We start from the raw sequence: 16,755 nt of genomic DNA, 5'->3' as shown, positions 1-16,755 counted from the left end.
CGGTGCGCTATAGGTTGAGAGTGGCGGGGAGCTGCGTTGTTCAGGCCGTGCCCGGCGCCCCTGGCAGCAGCTCGCCCAGATCGAAGCCGACCGGCTCCTCCAGCTGCTCGTAGGTGCACGACGCCGGCTCGCGGTCCGGGCGCCAGCGCTTGAACTGGGCGGTGTGCCGGAACCGTGTGCCCTCCATGTGGTCGTAGCCCACCTCCAGCACGCGCTCGGGACGCAGGGGAGTGAACGACAGGTCCTTGCCCGAGCTCCAGCGCGACTGCGCGCCGGGCAGCCGGTCGCCGGCCTCGCCGCTCGCCGGGTCGGTCCAGCCGTGCCACGGGTGCTCGTCCGCCGCCGGCGTGCCGGGCTCCACGACCAGTGGCGCCAGCTCGTCGACCAGCTCCGCGCGCCGGGTCGCCGAGAACGACGCGGCGACGCCGACGAACTGCAGCCGCGGACCGTCGTCGGACTCGTCCCACAGGCCCAGCAGCAGCGAGCCCAGCACCGGGGCCTCGGGCGTCGAGGTCTTGTGCAGCCGGTAGCCCGCCAGGACGACGTCGGCCGTGCGGGTGTGCTTGATCTTCAGCATCGCGCGCTTGTTGGGGGCGTACGGGCCGTCGGCGGGCTTGGCGACCACGCCGTCGAGACCCGCGCCCTCGAACGAGCCGAACCACTCCTGGGCCACCGCGGCGTCCAGGGTGCGCGGCGTGGCGAAGACGAGCGGACCCGTCAGGCCCAGCCCGTCCAGAGCCGCCAGCCGTTCGGTGAGCGGCCGGTCCACGAGCGACTCGTCGCCCAGCGCGAGCACGTCGAACACCACGAGCGCGGCGGGCGTCGTCCCGGCGAGCATGTTCACGCGCGACGCCGCCGGGTGGATGCGCTGGGACAGCAGCTCGAAGTTCAGGTGCGCCGCGCCGCCGTCGGGCGTCTGCGCGATGACTATCTCGCCGTCGACCACGCACCGCTCCGGGAGCGCCTCCCGGACCGCCGCGACGACGTCCGGGAAGTAGCGGTCCATGGGCTTGGTGTTCCGTGAGTCGATCCGGACCTCGTCGCCGTCGCGGTAGACGATGGCGCGAAAGCCGTCCCACTTCGGCTCGTAGACGTAGGCGGGACCGACGTCGGTCTCCGCCTGGGCCGGGATCGACACGACACTCTTGGCGAGCATCGGCCGGACCGGTGGCTGCACGGGCAGGTTGAGTGTGGTCACGGTACGAGCCTGCCTCAGCGCGGGACGTAGCGCAGGTAGACGGCACCGTTCGCGAGGTAGCTCAGGGTTCCCATGCACCCTCCGACGGCGTCGCCGGGCGAAACTCATCGGTCCGTGCGCGTGCCGGGCCGCGCGTGCGAGCCGCTGGGGGCTGGGCCATGGTGGAGATGAACGGTGCTGACGGTGAACGGTCAGCCAGAACGGGAGGAGCAGCCATGCCGAAGCGAGACCCGGGCCCGAGCGTCAAGGACAAGGAGCTGTACGAGAAGCTCCGCGATGACGGCAGCTCCAAGGAGAAGTCGGCGCGCATCGCGAACGCCGCGGCGAACACGTCCCGCAAGAGCGTCGGTCGCAAGGGCGGCAAGTCGCCCGAGTACGACGACTGGACGGCGGAAGACCTGCGCAAGCGTGCTGCCGAGATCGGCATCAAGGGCCGGTCCAAGATGCGCAAGGCCGACCTGATCAGGGCGCTCCGCAACCACTGACCTCGGCCGGGTCAGTCCTGGCTCTTGTCGCGGTCCTTGTCGCGGCTGGGCTGGACGCGCTTGGGCTCGCCCGGCATCTTCGGATACTCCGGGGGATAGGGCAGGTCCTCCAGGCCGTTCGCCTCATCCCGGGCCGCGAGCTCCAGGGCCGAGTCCAGCGAGCAGTCCAGCGACGGGTCGCGGTCGGCGCGCAGCGCGGCGAACAGGTCGCCCCGCTCGGCGAACCTGCCCGGCGCGCTCAGGACGTCGAAGTCGTCCGGATGCACGTCGGCGACCTCGTCCCAGTCGAGGGGCATCGAGACGGTGGCCTTCCCGTTGGCCCGGATCGAGTAGGCCGAGGCGATGGTGCGGTCGCGCGCCATCTGGTTGTAGTCCACGAAGATGGCCTCGCCTCGCTCCTCCTTCCACCACCGGGTGGTGACCTTGCCCGGCAGCCTGCGCTCCAGCTCCCGCCCGATCGCGATGGTCGCCCGTCGCGCCTGCGTGAACGTCCACCGGGGCTCCAGCGGCACGAACACGTGCAGCCCGCGCCCGCCGGACGTCTTGGGATACCCGGTCAGGCTCAGTTCGCCCAGCAGCTCCCGCAGGTGCGGGGCGACGGCGGCCGCGTCGTCGAAGTCGGTGCCCGGCTGCGGGTCGAGGTCGATCCGCAGCTGGTCGACCGACTCGACGTCGTCGCGCCGCACCGGCCAGGGGTGGAAGGTGAGCGTGCCCATGTTGGCCGCCCAGGCCACCACCGCGGGCTCGGTGGGGCACACCTCGTCCGCCGTCCGGCCCGACGGGAACGCGATGGTCGCGGTCTCGACGTAGTCCGGCGCACCCTTCGGGACACGCTTCTGGTAGAAGCCGTCGCCCTTCGGGTCGTCCGGCTTCGGCATCCGCGTCGCGAGGCGCGCACCCTCGTGCCAGCCCTTGGGCCAGCGCTCCAGCGTCGTCGGGCGGTGCAGGAGGGCGCCGGTGATGCCGTCGGACACGGCGACGAAGTACTCGACGACCTGCAGCTTGGTGATTCCACGGGGAAAGACGACGCGGTCCGGGCTCGTGACGCGCACGGTACGGCCCGCGACGTCGAGCTCCACCGCTGGTGTCTTGGATGCGGCCATGACCCGAACCTAGCCCGCAAGCTGCTCCAGCGCTGCTGAAAGCGCCCGGTGCGCCGCAGGGCGGCCGACCACCCGGACGCGCCGGTCGAGCAGTCGGGCAGCGTGTCTCAGGTCCACACCGCGCTCTGCCAGGGCGACGAGGACGTGCACGGCGGCCTCCAACGAAGCCGTACAGGCGACGTCGAGAGCGGTGCGAACGAGCCCTGTCACCGGCACCCCCGCGAGCCGAACCGTGTCCCGCGCGAGCCCTGGCGCACGCCGTACGATCCGGCCCGGGCGGGGTGCGGGGCAGTGCGTGTCGGGGGAGTAGGCCAGCTCCACCGGTGCGTCCGCCGGCCAGGCCGGGGTCACGACGCCGTCGTACACGCCCGTGTGCACCCAGGCGGCCGTCGAGGCCGCGAGCACGCAGCGCACGGCGACGTCGTCCGCGAGCACCAGCGCACGGTGCCGCGAGCCGACCACCGAGGCCGCGGCCACGGCAGCGCCGTCCCTCAGCTCGACCAGGGCGCCCGCCCGCCGCAGGTCGGACCACGCCACCTGCCCACCCACGTGCGCGGGCGTCACGACCAGTGGGACGGGCGCCGGACGAGGATCGAGCAGCGCGGCGAGGGAGACACCCGGCAATTGCATGCGCAGAACCTACGCGCAACGGGCCCGGTCGCGCTGTGCGACCGGGCCCGCTGTGGACAACTCCGGGGGCGTCAGCCCTTGGAGTCCTCCGCCGCCTTGACCACCTGCTCGAGCCACGAGCGACGGGCCGTGACCGCAGCCTCCAGCTCGGAGATCTTGCGCTTGTCGCCCTTGGCCTGAGCGGCCGCGAGGTCCGCCTCGAGACCCTCGATGGCGGACTGGAGCTGCGCCGCGGCACCCTCCGCACGTGCACGCGTCTCCGGGTTGCTCCGCTTCCACTGCGCCTGGTCGGCGTCGCGGATCGCGGTCTCGACCGCACGCAGCCGGCCCTCGACACGCTGGATGTCACCGCGAGGAACCTTGCCGGCCTCCTCCCACCGCTCCTGGAGGGTGCGCAGCACGGCCTTGGCCTTGTTCAGGTCCTTGACCGGCACCAGCGCCTCGGCCTCCAGCAGCAGCTCCTCCTTGACCTTGAGGTTCTCGCCGTACTCCGCGTCGATGACGGCGTTCTCGGCGTCCCGCGCCTCGAAGAACCGGTCCTGTGCGGCCCTGAACCGGGCCCACAGGGCGTCGTCGTCCTTGCGCGACGCGCGGCCGGCCGCCTTCCAGCGCGTCATGAGGTCGCGGTACGCGCCCGCGGTGTAACCCCAGTCCGTGCTGGTGGACAGCGCCTCCGCCTCCGAGACCAGCTTCTCCTTCTCGACCTTGGCGCTGCTGTTGCGCTGCTCCAGGTCGGCGAAGAAGTGCCGGCGCTCGCGGTCGAACGCGGTGCGGGCGTGGCTGAACCGCTTCCAGAGCGACTCCTCCGTCGGGCGGTCGATACGGGGCCCGGAACGCTGGGCTTCCTTCCAGCGGTCGAGCAGGAGACGCAGCTCCTCGCCTGCGGGGCGCCACTGCATCTTGCTCGGGTCGGTCGCCGCGATCTTCTCGGCGGACTCCACGATGGAGGTGCGGGCAGCGACGGCCTCCGCCTTCGCGGCGGACCGGGCCTCCTCGAGTGCGGCCCGGCGCTCGGCGGCGCGGCCGCGCAGCGTCTCGACACGTGCCCGCAGGGCGTCCAGGTCGCCGACGGCGGCGGGCTCGGCGGTCTCCTCGCCGAGCTTCTGGAGCGTCTGGTCGATCTCGCGCACCGACAGGTCGGCACTGTCCAGACGGGCCTCGAACAGGCCCACCTTCGCGGCGAGGTCGAGGTACCGGCGCACGTACAGCGCCAGCGCCTCCTCGGTGGTGACACCGGGGAACTGGCCGACGATGCGCTCGCCCGCGGAGTCACGGACGTACACGTTGCCATCGTCGTCCACGCGGCCGAACTTCTCGGCCTCGGCGTGGGCGGCGGCGTCGGCGACCGGCACCACGGGCGCGGGGGCGGAGGCCGGCGCAGCCTGTGCCGCGGCGGACGACGGCGCGCCCGGCTTGGGCGGACGCGGCCTCGCGAGCGCGGCCGGCGACGGGATCGCCGACGGCTTCGCGGGCACGGGCGGGGCGGCAGGAGCCGGGGCCGGCGTCGCTTCGGCAGCGGCCTCGGCAGGCGCCTCGGCGTCGGCCTGAGGAGCCTCCTCGACAGGAGCCTCCTCGACGGGAGCCTCTTCGGCTTCGACGGGAGCCTCCTCGACAGGAGCCTCCTCAGCGGTGGGCTCGGTCACGGCCTCGGGGGCCGCCTCGACGACGGGCTCCTCGACGACGGGCTCCTCGGCCGGGGCCGCCTCAGCGGCGTCCTCGGGTACTTCCACCTCGGCCGGTGCCTCGGTCACCTCTGCTGCCTCGCTCACCGCCTCGGCGGGAGATTCGGCTGCGGTCGGAGTCTCGGCCACGGGCTCGGCGGGCGCGTCCTGCTGGACGGGCTCTGCCGAGCGGGAAGTGGGTTCGCTCACTGGGTCTCAACTCCTTCGATGGTGACCGGGGTGACTGGCGCAACAGATGTGCCGCCTGCCGTTCCCGCGTCAGCGACTGCCTGGACGAAGTCCAAGCCGGATGTGATCGTGCCGAAGACCGTGTACCCGCCGGCTGCGTCGGAGGGGATGGTCGATTCCTCGTAGACGAGGAAGAACTGGGAGCCCATGGACTCGGCGTCACCGCCGCGGCGCGCCATCGCCACGGTGCCCGCGGGATAGACGTCGCTCGTAGGGGCGTTCTCGATCGGACCGAACGAGTAGCCCGGGCTGCCGGATCCGGTGAACGTCGGGTCGCCGCACTGGAGCACGTAGATGCCCTCCGTGACGAGCCGGTGGCAGCCGGTGCCGTCGAAGTAGCCACCCTGGGCGAGCGTGACGAAGCTGGCGACGGCCTGCGGGGCGTTCTCGCCGTCGAGCTCGAGGACGATGTCCGCTTCCGTGTCGCCCGAGCACGCCTGCAGCGTGACCGTCCACGTACGGTCCTCGGCGACCGACGGGTCGGCGAGCTCGTAGTCGTCGCGCGCCTCCTCGACGCCCGCGGGACACGCGCCGGACGCCTCGGGTGCGTCGTCGCCTGCGTTGTCGTTGATCAGCGCCGAGACCACGAACGCGCCGACCAGCGCGAGCACGGTGAAGAGCGCGACCAGGCCCCAGAGCCGCTGCCTGTGGGCGCGCTTGGCCGCCTGCCGCTGCGCTCGTTTCTCCGCCTGCCTGGCCTGCTGCGCGCGCTGCCGCTGCTTGGTGGACGCCACCGCGTTCCCTTCTCCGTGCTCTCTTGTGCTCGCCTCGACCCGGGGCTTGGCCGCGCTGGACCGATTCACTGCCGGATCCGGGGCGAATCACCCCGTGCGGGGACAGTGTAGGCATCGGATGCCATGACGTACTGTCTGAACCTTTTCACCGAAGGGTGAAGAGGGCCTGTCAGCGGGGCCGCCAGCCGCTAACGTGGACTTCGTGGAGCTCCGTGTAGTGGTCGCACCCGTGTTCGGCACCAACTGCTGCGTCGTGTCCTCCGGCACCGACTGCGTGGTCGTCGACGCCGGCGCGGGAGTGGCCGACGCCGTCGCGCGCCTGGTCGACGAGGAGGGCCTGACCCCGCGCGCGGTCCTCGCCACGCACGGCCACGCCGACCACACGTGGGACGCCGGCGAGCTCTGCGCGCGGTACGACGTCCCGATGCGGCTGCACGAGGCCGACGCCTACCGGCTCGCCGACCCGTTCGGCACCCTGAGCCCCGCGCTCGAGGCCGCGCTCGGTCTGCACCGCGACGACTACCGCGCGCCCGCCGTCGTCGAACCGTTCGCCACGCCCGGCGGCTCCGCGGTGCTGACCTTCGGGCAGGTCACCCTGCACGCCCTGCACGCACCCGGCCACACGGAGGGCTCCACCCTCTACCGCCCCGACGACACGGTGATCCTCACCGGAGACGTCCTGTTCGCGGGCTCCGTCGGCCGCACCGACCTGCACGGCGGCTCGGGCCACGTGATGAGCGAGACGCTGCGCGAGGTGGTGCGAGGGCTGGACCCGGCGCTCGCCGTCGTACCTGGGCACGGGCCCGCCACCACCGTGGCGCACGAGCTGGAGACCAACCCCTTCCTCGCCGCGGAACGCATATGAGGGTCAGATGAGGGTCTACGTCGACCACCGCGCCGGGATGGCGGCGGAGGGCTGGTCGGCGGCGTGGACCTTCGACCTGGAGCACTGGGGTACCTGCGGCCAGGGGCCCGACGACGCCGCGGCGCTGGCCGACCTCGGTGTCCGGTGCGGCCTCGGCACCATGGCCGTCGAAGCCGGGGAGCTCCAGGTCGCGGAGCGCGTGGACCGTGCGCGGACCGGGGACGAGACGGTGTTCGCCCGGGACCGGGTACCGGCGTCGGAGGCGGAACGAGAGACGACGCTCGCGATCCTCGGGCACGCGCGGGCAAGGACCCTGGAGCTGGTGCGCTCGGCGCCGCCCAGCGTGCTGGCACACCGCGAGCCGGACCGCGTGCTCCCGCCCTACGCCTGGTGGCACACGGTGGGGCAGCTCGCGCTGCACATCGCGGATACCGAGTCGCGCTACTACCTGCCGATGCTCGGGCTCCCCTCGCGGGACCGGGCGAGCGACCTCGTGACCGAGCTGGAGGAGTCCGGCGAGCACGTGCGGCGCGTGGTGTCGCAGATGGCGTTGCACCTGGAGTCGTCGTCCGACCGCAACGGGAGCTGGACCAGCGTCAAGATGCTGCGCCGGCTGGCGTGGCACGAACGCGGAGAGCTCGAGGTACTGGATCGGCTGGTCGCGCACGCGCCTGTGGAAAGGCCGGGCTGACAGCACCCCGCTCGTGGGAAGATCTGTGGCATGGCAAAGCCCACTCCTCTCTCCGGTTTCCCCGAATGGCTCCCTGACGGTCGCATCGTCGAGCAGCACGTCCTCGACACCCTGCGACACACCTTCGAGCTGCACGGGTTCGCCGGTATCGAGACGCGGGCCGTGGAGCCGCTGGACCAGCTGCTGCGCAAGGGCGAGACCTCCAAGGAGGTCTATCTGCTGTCGCGGCTGCAGGACGAGGACGGTCCCGAGAAGCTCGACCAGCAGCAGGGCCGGGAGAAGCAGCTCGGCCTGCACTTCGACCTGACCGTGCCGTTCGCGCGCTACGTGCTCGAGAACGCGGGCAAGCTCGCGTTCCCCCTCAAGCGCTACCAGATCCAGAAGGTCTGGCGCGGCGAGCGCCCCCAGGACGGCCGGTTCCGCGAGTTCATCCAGGCCGACATCGACGTCGTCGGCGCGGGCGAGCTCCCGTACCACTTCGAGGTCGAGGTGCCGCTCGTCATCGCCGAGGCCCTCGGCTCGCTGGCCGGGATCGGCCTGCCGCCGGTCCGCATCCTGGTGAACAACCGCAGGGTCGCCGAGGGCTTCTACCGCGGCATCGGCCTGGACGACGTCGAGGGCGTGCTGCGCCAGATCGACAAGCTCGACAAGATCGGGCCCGAGAAGGTCTCCGGCCTGCTCGTCGCCGAGTGCGGTGCCACGGAGGACCAGGCCAAGGCCTGCCTGGCGCTCGCATCCATCTCCGGGTCGGACGTCGGGGTGATCGCCGAGGTCCGTGCCCTCGCCGAGTCGCACGGCGCGGTGACGGAGCTGCTGGAGACCGGCCTGGGCGAGCTGGAGGCCCTGATCGCGGCGGCCTCGGAGCGTGCTCCGGGCGTGGTCGTGGCGGACCTCAAGATCGCACGCGGGCTCGACTACTACACGGGCTCCGTCTACGAGACGGTGCTGGTCGGGCACGAGCAGCTCGGCTCGGTCTGCTCGGGCGGCCGCTACGACACGCTCGCCTCGGACGGCAGGAACACGTACCCGGGCGTCGGTCTGTCGATCGGCGTCTCGCGCCTGGTGTCGCGCCTGCTGTCCGCGGAGCTCGTGCGGGCGACGCGTTCGGTGCCGTCAGCGGTGCTCGTCGCCGTGTCGTCGGAGGAGGAGCGCGTCGTGTCCGATGCCGTGGCCACAGCGTTGCGAGCCCGCGACATCCCGGTCGAGGTCGCGCCGAGCGCTGCCAAGTTCGGCAAGCAGATCAAGTACGCGGACCGGCGTGGCATCCCGTTCGTGTGGTTCCCGGGCACCGCGGGGGAGGACGGCGTGGTGGGCGCCGACCAGGTCAAGGACATCCGCTCCGGCGAGCAGGTGGACGCCGACGCCGCGACGTGGGCGCCGTCCGAAGCGGACCGCTGGCCGCAGGTCGTCCCGGTGCCGTGACCGACTGGCGTTCGACGCCGCGGGCGTAAGAACTTGACGCCTGTTCGAACGAATGTTCGAATCGGGTATGCGTTGGAACGGTCAGGCGATCAATCACGACGACGGTGCGCTTCCCGGGCTCGGGCTGCCCGGGTTGCGCACCGCCGGGCTGCTGCGGACGGTCCGGTCGCCCGAGTTCGCGGGCGTGACCTTCCACGAGGTGCTGGCCAAGAGCGCGCTGTCGAAGGTCCCGGCGGCATCGCAGATGCCGTTCAAGTGGACCGTGAACCCTTACCGCGGCTGCTCCCATGCGTGTACCTATTGCGTGGACCCGTCGACGCTCGTGCTGATGGCGGACGGTCGCCAGAAGCAGATCCGGGACGTCATGGTGGGTGACCGGATCGTCGGGACCGAGCGTGACGGCACCTACCGCCGATTCGTCGAGACGGAAGTCTTGGCGCGCTGGGGCACGGTCAAGCACGCCTACCGGGTGACGCTCGAGGACGGTACGGAGATCGTGGCCAGCGGCGATCACCGATTTCTCACCGAGCGTGGCTGGAAGTACGTCGCCCCGCTGCCGAAGGGCGACGGACAGCGTCCGTACCTGACGACCAACAACCGGCTCCAAGGGTTCGGGCTGGGAATGGTTGCTGACGCCTACACCGCGCCGCCCGAGTCCGCCGACTACCGGAGGGGCTACCTCACGGGAATGATCCGCCGTGACGGCATGCTCTTCGAAGGGACCTACCCGAGGAAGAGGGGCGGAACGACACGGGTCACGATGTTCCGCTTGGCCCTGGCCGACGAAGAAGCCCTGTCCCGCTCGCAGAGCTATCTCGCCGTGTCCGGTGTGGCGACCGACCGCCGTCCGTTCGCGATCGCAACCGAGAAGCGGCGTGCGATGCACGGCATCTTCACGGCGAAGCGAGCCAACTTCGCGGCGATCCACGAGATCATCGAGTGGCCCGATCTGCCCAACCGGGACTGGTACACCGGCTTCCTCGCGGGGATCTTCGACGCTGAGGGCGGTTGCGACGGTCAGATCCTGCGGATCTCCAACTCGGACGACCGGATGCTCTCCACGACCATGAAGGCCATGGACGTGCTCGGCATACCGCACGTCAGGGAGCCCGCCAACAAGATCGGCGTGGCTGACATCCGTGTCATCGGCGGGCTGTCCAGCCGACGCCGATTCTTCGCGCTCACCAACCCGGCGATCACCCGGAAGCTCAAGATCATCGGCGCCGCCGTCAAGACCTCCGTGTCGTTGCGGGTCGTCTCCATCGAGAGTCTCGGGGGTGACTCGGAGATGGTCGACATCACGACAGGGACCGGCGACTTCATCGCCAACGGCGTGATCAGCCACAACTGCTTCGCGCGTCCGACCCACGAATATCTGGACCTGGACTCCGGGCACGACTTCGACTCCCAGGTAGTCGTCAAGGTCAACGCCGACCAGGTGCTGCGCGCCGAGCTGGCCAAGCCGTCCTGGACCCACGAGGCCGTCGCGCTCGGCACCAACACCGACCCGTACCAGCGGGCCGAGGGCCGCTACAAGCTCATGCCCGGCATCATCTCGGCGCTCGCGGACTCGGGCACGCCGTTCTCGATCCTCACCAAGGGCACGCTGCTGCGGCGCGACCTGCCGCTGCTGACCCAGGCCGCCGAGAGGGTCGACGTCGGTCTCGGGGTGTCGCTCGCGTTCGCCGACTCGCCGGCCGGCAAGGAACTGCAGCAGGCCGTCGAGCCCGGCACGCCCACACCACGCGCTCGCCTCGACCTGATCCGCGCGATCCGGGCCACCGGCCTGCCGTGCGGCGTCATGGTCGCGCCGGTCCTGCCGTGGCTCACGGACTCGCTCGCCCACCTCGAACGGCTCCTCGACGACCTCGTCGACGCCGGCGCGACGGGCGTCACCGTCCTGCCGCTGCACCTGCGGCCCGGTGCCCGCGAGTGGTACCTGGGCTGGCTCGAACGGGACCACCCGCACCTCGTGGAGGGCTACGGCCGGGTCTACGCGCGCGGCGCCTACGCGCACAAGGGCTACCGCGACTGGCTCTGGGAGCGGGTGCGACCGCTGATCGCCGAGCGCGGGCTCGGGGGTGCGGCCATGCACCGCGTGCGGCCCGCCGGGGCGCACGAGAGCGGTCAGCACGTCGAGGGCGACTACCCGCGTGGTGCGTTCAGCGGGGTGCGGGCCGACGGCACCGGTGCGGCGTCCCTGGTCGCGGACGTCGGAAGCGAGACCCTGTTCTGATGGAGCACCCTTCCCCGCTCGAGGACCCTCGCCTCGCCGGCTACCTGCTCGAACCTCTCACCGGTGGCTGGTCCGGGGAGACCTTCCTCGCCACCCTGGACGGCAGGTCCGGGACGGCGGCCGGCAACCAGGTAGTGGTCCGGTACTTCGCCGACGCGCGGCATGCCGAGCACGCAGCGAGGATCCAGGCGGCGCTGCTCGCCCGGGTCTGCGGCCTCCTCCCCGTCCCGGTGGTCCACCAGGCCCACGACGGCGACGCCACCCTGCCGGGTCTGCTGATCACGGAGCTGGTGCCGGGGGAACGGGGCGACCTGGTCCTCGCGCGGCTGACGGCAGGCGGCGCGGAGCCCAGGAGGCAGGCGGACGCCCTGCGTACGGCGGGCCGCGCGCTCGGCCGGATCGCGGGGGCGCTCGCCGCCGTCCCGATGCCCCGGACCGGGATGTTCGCGGACGCGACGCTCCGGATCGAGCCCTTCGACCTCTGGCTCCCGGACTGGGTCGACACCCATGCTCCGCGGCTGGCGGAGTCCGGCTGGTCCGACGGCGAGATCGGCGCGCTCCGGGCCGTTGCCGAGCGTGCCGCCCGTGAGCTCGACGGTGCCCCTGCCTGCCTCGTGCACAGCGACCTGAACCCGAAGAACGTGCTGCTCGACCCCGTGACGCTTGAGGTGACGGGCGTGCTCGACTGGGAGTTCGCGCACGCCGGCCACCCCGCCACCGACCTGGGCAACCTTCTGCGCTTCGACCGCGAACCCGCCTACGTCGAGGGCGTCCTGGACGGCTACCTCGCCGCGGCCGGGACCGCGGGTGGCGCCCGGGGTGAGGGCGGTGACCCGGGCGAGCCCGCCCGCCGTCGGGCAACCGAGCTTGCCCGGGCCGCCGACCTGGTCGCCCTGGTGGACCTTGCGGCCCGCCCCGCTCGCCCGGCGACCAACCCGGTGGTCCGTCGAGCGCGGGAGCACCTGCGTGCGATCGCTCGTACCGGGGACGTGCACGCCGCACCCGGACCCGCGGCGTTAGCGTGTGGCCATGCCTGAGCTCGTTCCGCACACCGTCGCGCCCGGCGCCCTCGCCAGGCTTCCGCAGCCCACGTTCCCGCTCGGTGAGGGCGTCGAGCTGCGCCCGTGGGCCGACGGCGACGCCCCGGCCGTCATGTCGGCCTACGCGGATCCGGACATCCGGCGCTGGCACGTGCGCGGGATCGACTCGGTCGACGAGGCACACGAGATGATCACGGCCTGGCGGCAGGCGTGGGCACAGGAGCGGCGTCTTGAGTGGGCGGTCGCCGAGACCGATGGTGCGGTGCTCGGCCGGCTTGCTCTCAAGGACCTCGTCCTGTTCGACGGTATCGCCGAGGTCGCGTACTGGACCGTGCCCGCAGCTCGGGGACGCGGACTGGCGGCGAGGGCGCTGGCCGCGGCGAGCGGCTGGGCGTTCGACGTCGGCTTCCGGCGCCTGGAGCTGCAGCACTCGACGCGGAACCCGGCGTCGTGCCGGGTGGCGGAGAAGGCGCGCTTCCCCTGGGAGGGGACCCGCCATGGGTCGGTCCTGCACGCGGACGGCCACCACGACATGCACGTCCATACCCGTCTGACACCGAGCGCGTCCGCCTGACCAGGGCCCGAGTGCGAGGACCCTGCGGGCGATGGCCCGCGCCAGGGACAGGTACGCCGTACCCTGACCTGCGGCGCTACCGTGTGGCCATGACCGAGCTCGTTCCTTGCCCCTGCCCGGCCACGGTAGGCCGCGCCCTCGGCCAGCAGTCCAGAAAGGCACCATGATGACCACCGCCCCAGTCCCCGAGTGGCCCCGCATCGAGGCCGTGGCCCGGCCCGACGGCACTGGTGAGCTCACGATCGACGGCGTCACGTATCCGGTCCAGGCACCCACGGTCGAGGAAGTCCGGCTGATGGTCCTCGCGCGCATCGCCGACACCGCTGCCGAGCTCCAGCGCCCGGTGCGCGTCCTGGCCATCGAGCTGGACGGGCAGTGGCCTCTGATCGTGCATCCTGATGGACGCGTCCAGGCGGACGACGGCCTTCCGGCGAGCCCCGCGCCGTCGCCCTCGGTCTTCGCGCCGAACACGGCGGGCACGGGCGAGGCGGTGCTCCCGGAGGCGCCCGCGACCGGCGCGGCCGCTCCCGCCGTCGAACAGCCCGCGATCGAGCAGCCCGACACCGATGCCTGGGCACGCGCCGCCAGGCAGGCTCAGGCCACCGCGATCCCGGCCGTGCCACAGGAGATCACCGACTCCGCTCCGGTCGTCGAGCCGACGTCCCGCGAGCTGCCCGACGACACCACGGTCGTGCGAGCCCATGGCGAGGTCCTCGACGCGGCGCCTTTCGAGCTGCCCGATGACGTGACGGCCGTGCGCGCCCACAGCGAGGTGGTCGACGCGGCGCCGCTCCTCGACGTGCCCGACGACGTGACGGCCGTGCGAGCCCATGGCGAGGCCGTCGGCACCGCACCGGTCTTCGAGCTGCCCGACGACGTCAAGCTCGTGCGAGCCCCTGACAAGGCCGTCGGCACCGCGCCGTTCCTTGAGCCGCCCGAGGTCGACACCGTGGTGCGAACTCATGGCGAGGTCGGGCTCGCCGCGCCCGCGCCCGCCGAGCCAGTGGCCCCGCGCCGGCGTCGCGTGGTCTGGTTGACGGCCGCCGTCGTGGGGGCCGTGGTGCTGGTCGCTGCCGGGACGTTCGGGGTGATCGCGCTGACCGGCAATCTTCCCGAGCCTGGGCCGACGACCCCGGCGGGCGGCTTGCCGGGCGCGGGAGCGACTCTCCCGGTCCAGGCACCCGTGGGTTATGACCAGACCGCACTCTGGTCGGTCCCGGTCGGCAGCGAACCGCAGATCCTGCTCACCCCCGACGACGGAGTCCTTGCCGCACCCGTGGGGGACGACAAGTTCGCCATCTTCGACCGGACCACGGGAAGCACGACCTGGGAAGGGCGTGACCCCGTCGAGGGCATCCGTGTCTCGCAGGTCGGTGAGGAACCCGTGCTGGCCGCCGACAGCCCAGGGACTCTGCACCTGTGGCCGCTGACCGCCCCCGACCCCGCGGCTGCCACCACTATCGAGCTCGGCAGCGACGAGGCCGAGGTCACCTACAGCGGCCCGGCACCGTTGATCGTGCTCCCGGACCAGAGCGTGGTCCTTCTCGACAAGAAGAGCGCCAAGCCCGTCACCCGCGACGTCCCCGACGGCGCGACCGCGGTGGTCGCGACCGCCGAGCACGTCATCGCGGTCGGCCCTCGCGTCTGGTGGACCATCACCGATGACGCGGATCCTGTTCGCAAGAGCCTGCCCAGGCCCGAGCAGGCGGTCGGCGACCCGACAGCGGCGATCGCTGTCCGCGGCGACCAGCTGGCCGTGGTCTGGCGGACCAAGGACTCGGCCAAGGACGTCCTCGCGCTGGTCAGCCTGAAGAGCAACGCTATCCGCACGACCGGCCTGATCCGGTCCTCGGCGTTCCCGCCCGACGCCGAACCTCTCCGGGGCCGTGACGGCACCGCCCGGACGATCGGGCCGGTACTCCTGGACATCGGCCCCGAACCCGTGATCGCCGACCTCGGGGACATCACCCCCGAAGCCGTGATCGGGCGCACCGTCTACGGCACCAGCAAGAGCAAGCCCGCCGTCGCGACCTGGCGCCCCGACGGCGTCAAGCTCAAGATCACCGAGAACCCCGCCGAGAGCGCACCGGTGGCGGCGCTGACCAAGAACATCGCGTTCGTCGTCGCGACACAGGACGGCGAGACCATCCTGTACGCCCTGCCCCGCACCGAGAAGAAGAACTCCTGACCGGGCGAATTTTCGTGGCGCATGCCTGATTCACCTGTTTCACTCGGCGCATGATCTTGCGCTCGACGGCGTCGCGCCGAGCACGTGCGGCCCTCACCCCAGTCCTGTCCGTACTCTTCGTCGGTTCGCTGCTGGCCGTGGGCGCCGTGCCCGCCCAGTCAGCGACCAAGACCTCGCCGTCAGCCGCGGCGACTACAGCTGACATCCCCTGGACCACATGCGCGAACGAGGCTGCCGCGGCCTTTGACTGCGCCACGATCGAGGTGCCCTCCGACTACGACGAGCCGCAGGGGCCCACCACCACTGTCGCGGTGACCCGCCTGCCCGCGCTGGACCAGGAGAACCGCATCGGCAGCGCGGTGGTCAACTTCGGCGGACCCGGCGGGCCCGGCGTGGCGACCCTGCACGGGATCGGCGCGGGGCTCTTCGACGCGTCCGTCCGCGAGCGCTTCGACATCGTCAGCTTCGACCCGCGCGGCGTCGGGACGTCCGATCCGGTCACGTGCTTCCCGACGCTGGAGGACGAGCAGGCGTTCATGGCGTCGAGCCTGATCCTCCCGCAGGACGAGTCGGAGAACGCCCGGTTCGTCCGTGAGGCGGCGACGCTCGCCAGGGGCTGCACGATCTTCGGCGGCGACCGCCTGGCGACGGCGTCGACGGCCAACGTGGCCCGCGACCTGGACGTGCTGCGGCAGCGCCTGGGCGAGGACACGCTCACCTACGTGGGCTACTCGTACGGCACGGTCCTCGGCGCGACGTACGGAGCGCTCTTCCCGGACAACGTGCGCGCGATGGTGCTCGACGGCACGCTCGACCCCCGGGTGTGGACGGGAGACGCGGACGGCAAGCTCTTCGGCGACCGGATCCGGCAGGCCGAGGGCGCCAGCGAGACCTACGCCGAGTTCGTGCGGCTCTGCACCGAGGCGGGCGAGCGGTGCGCGCTCAACGCCCTGGGGGACCCCGCCGAGGTCGTCGAGGGTGTCTACGCGGCGCTGAAGGAGCAGCCCGTCGAGCTCCCGACTGGCCCAGGGACGACCATGACGTTCGGGTACGGCCACCTGGTGGGCCAGATGTTCTTCACGATGTGGGACTCGGCGGACTGGACGAGCCAGGCGGCCTTCGTCGCGCAGCTCGCGGTGCTGACGGGCGTGGTCCCGTCGACGAGCGCCGAGGCCGCCCGGGGCTCTGGCCTGTCGATCAGCGAGCTGCTGCGCCGCCTCGGTATCTCGGAGGACTACCGGTCCATCGGTGGCCAGGTCGGCCCCGTCTGCGCGGACGCCGACTTCCCGGGCCGCGTGTCGTCCTACCCGGCCAAGGTCGAGGCGCTCGACGAGCAGTACCCGCACTTCGGGCTGTTCCGCGGCTGGCTCGGCATCCAGTGCGAGTTCGTGCCCGTCGAGGACGAGGACGCCTACGCCGGCCCGTGGGAGCAGACGACGCAGCAGCCGGTGCTCGTGATCGGGACCCGGTTCGACCCGGCCACGAGCTACCACTTCACCGCGCCGTACGCCTCCCTGTGGCCGGACGCCCGGATGCTCACCGTCGACGGCTGGGGGCACACGACGATCGGCCGGAGCGACTGCGCCGACGCGGCGATCGCGCAGTACCTCGTCACGCTCGAGGCCGACGACGGCGCGGTGTGCCAGCAGGACCTCGTGCCGTTCGCGCCGGCCGGCTGA

At 72.0% G+C, this 16,755-nt stretch carries 14 protein-coding genes; 9 read left to right on the top strand and 5 right to left on the bottom strand.

The genetic code is table 11. The annotated features are described in order from the left end of the window. Positions 1 to 40: 40 nt before the first annotated feature. Positions 41 to 1,198: an ATP-dependent DNA ligase gene (locus ACQEVI_RS00765; protein ID WP_432893685.1), complete on the bottom strand. Its 1,158-nt coding sequence runs from the start codon at positions 1,196 to 1,198 to the stop codon at positions 41 to 43. Between the two features lie 215 nt (positions 1,199 to 1,413). On the opposite strand from ACQEVI_RS00765, the gene ACQEVI_RS00760 reads away from it, so the two are divergent. After that, on the top strand, positions 1,414 to 1,683 hold the full coding sequence (locus tag ACQEVI_RS00760) for a DUF7218 family protein (RefSeq protein WP_432893683.1): 270 nt from the start codon (positions 1,414 to 1,416) through the stop codon (positions 1,681 to 1,683). A gap of 11 nt (positions 1,684 to 1,694) precedes the next feature. Here ACQEVI_RS00760 and ACQEVI_RS00755 read toward each other — a convergent pair whose 3' ends face one another. The 4 genes from ACQEVI_RS00755 to ACQEVI_RS00740 all read right to left on the bottom strand — a co-directional run bounded on the left by ACQEVI_RS00755 (position 1,695) and on the right by ACQEVI_RS00740 (position 6,129). Next, positions 1,695 to 2,786: a DNA polymerase domain-containing protein gene (locus tag ACQEVI_RS00755; protein WP_432893681.1), complete on the bottom strand. Its 1,092-nt coding sequence runs from the start codon at positions 2,784 to 2,786 to the stop codon at positions 1,695 to 1,697. Positions 2,787 to 2,795: 9 nt separating this feature from the next. Next, positions 2,796 to 3,416, bottom strand: a complete 621-nt coding sequence (locus ACQEVI_RS00750; protein ID WP_432893679.1) for a hypothetical protein — start codon at positions 3,414 to 3,416, stop codon at positions 2,796 to 2,798. A gap of 71 nt (positions 3,417 to 3,487) precedes the next feature. Continuing rightward, positions 3,488 to 5,287 carry a DUF349 domain-containing protein gene (locus ACQEVI_RS00745; RefSeq protein ID WP_432893677.1) on the bottom strand — a complete coding sequence of 600 codons (1,800 nt, stop codon included), beginning with the start codon at positions 5,285 to 5,287 and terminating at the stop codon, positions 3,488 to 3,490. After that, positions 5,284 to 6,129 (bottom strand): peptidylprolyl isomerase, encoded by an 846-nt coding sequence (locus tag ACQEVI_RS00740; protein WP_432893675.1) that lies wholly within the window; start codon positions 6,127 to 6,129, stop codon positions 5,284 to 5,286. The genes ACQEVI_RS00745 and ACQEVI_RS00740 overlap by 4 nt, the downstream gene beginning before the upstream one ends. A gap of 133 nt (positions 6,130 to 6,262) precedes the next feature. Between ACQEVI_RS00740 and ACQEVI_RS00735 the strand changes: the two genes are divergently transcribed. The 8 genes from ACQEVI_RS00735 (at position 6,263) to ACQEVI_RS00700 (ending at position 16,755) form a co-directional block, all read left to right on the top strand. Then, positions 6,263 to 6,925, top strand: coding sequence for an MBL fold metallo-hydrolase (locus ACQEVI_RS00735; protein WP_432893673.1), 663 nt, complete (start codon positions 6,263 to 6,265; stop codon positions 6,923 to 6,925). Between the two features lie 7 nt (positions 6,926 to 6,932). Next, the gene (locus ACQEVI_RS00730; protein WP_432893671.1) at positions 6,933 to 7,616 is read left to right on the top strand and encodes a DinB family protein; all 684 of its coding nucleotides are present in this window, start codon (positions 6,933 to 6,935) and stop codon (positions 7,614 to 7,616) included. Between the two features lie 30 nt (positions 7,617 to 7,646). Beyond that, on the top strand, positions 7,647 to 9,038 hold the full coding sequence (hisS, locus tag ACQEVI_RS00725) for a histidine--tRNA ligase (protein ID WP_432893669.1): 1,392 nt from the start codon (positions 7,647 to 7,649) through the stop codon (positions 9,036 to 9,038). Between the two features lie 67 nt (positions 9,039 to 9,105). Continuing rightward, positions 9,106 to 11,274: an intein-containing Rv2578c family radical SAM protein gene (locus ACQEVI_RS00720; protein ID WP_432893667.1), complete on the top strand. Its 2,169-nt coding sequence runs from the start codon at positions 9,106 to 9,108 to the stop codon at positions 11,272 to 11,274. Then, positions 11,274 to 12,311: a phosphotransferase family protein gene (locus ACQEVI_RS00715; RefSeq protein WP_432893665.1), complete on the top strand. Its 1,038-nt coding sequence runs from the start codon at positions 11,274 to 11,276 to the stop codon at positions 12,309 to 12,311. The genes ACQEVI_RS00720 and ACQEVI_RS00715 overlap by 1 nt, the downstream gene beginning before the upstream one ends. Continuing rightward, complete coding sequence (locus ACQEVI_RS00710) at positions 12,304 to 12,888, top strand: GNAT family N-acetyltransferase (protein ID WP_432893663.1); 585 nt, start codon at positions 12,304 to 12,306, stop codon at positions 12,886 to 12,888. Before ACQEVI_RS00715 ends, ACQEVI_RS00710 begins: the two co-directional genes overlap by 8 nt. A gap of 166 nt (positions 12,889 to 13,054) precedes the next feature. Next, positions 13,055 to 15,076: a hypothetical protein gene (locus tag ACQEVI_RS00705; RefSeq protein WP_432893661.1), complete on the top strand. Its 2,022-nt coding sequence runs from the start codon at positions 13,055 to 13,057 to the stop codon at positions 15,074 to 15,076. Between the two features lie 50 nt (positions 15,077 to 15,126). Further along, a complete protein-coding gene (locus ACQEVI_RS00700) occupies positions 15,127 to 16,755 on the top strand; it encodes an alpha/beta fold hydrolase (protein WP_432893658.1) in 1,629 nt (542 codons plus the stop codon).

Source organism: Promicromonospora sp. CA-289599, from assembly GCF_050936155.1.
Taxonomy (GTDB): domain Bacteria; phylum Actinomycetota; class Actinomycetes; order Actinomycetales; family Cellulomonadaceae; genus Promicromonospora.
This window is presented reverse-complemented; position numbering and strand designations above follow the sequence as displayed.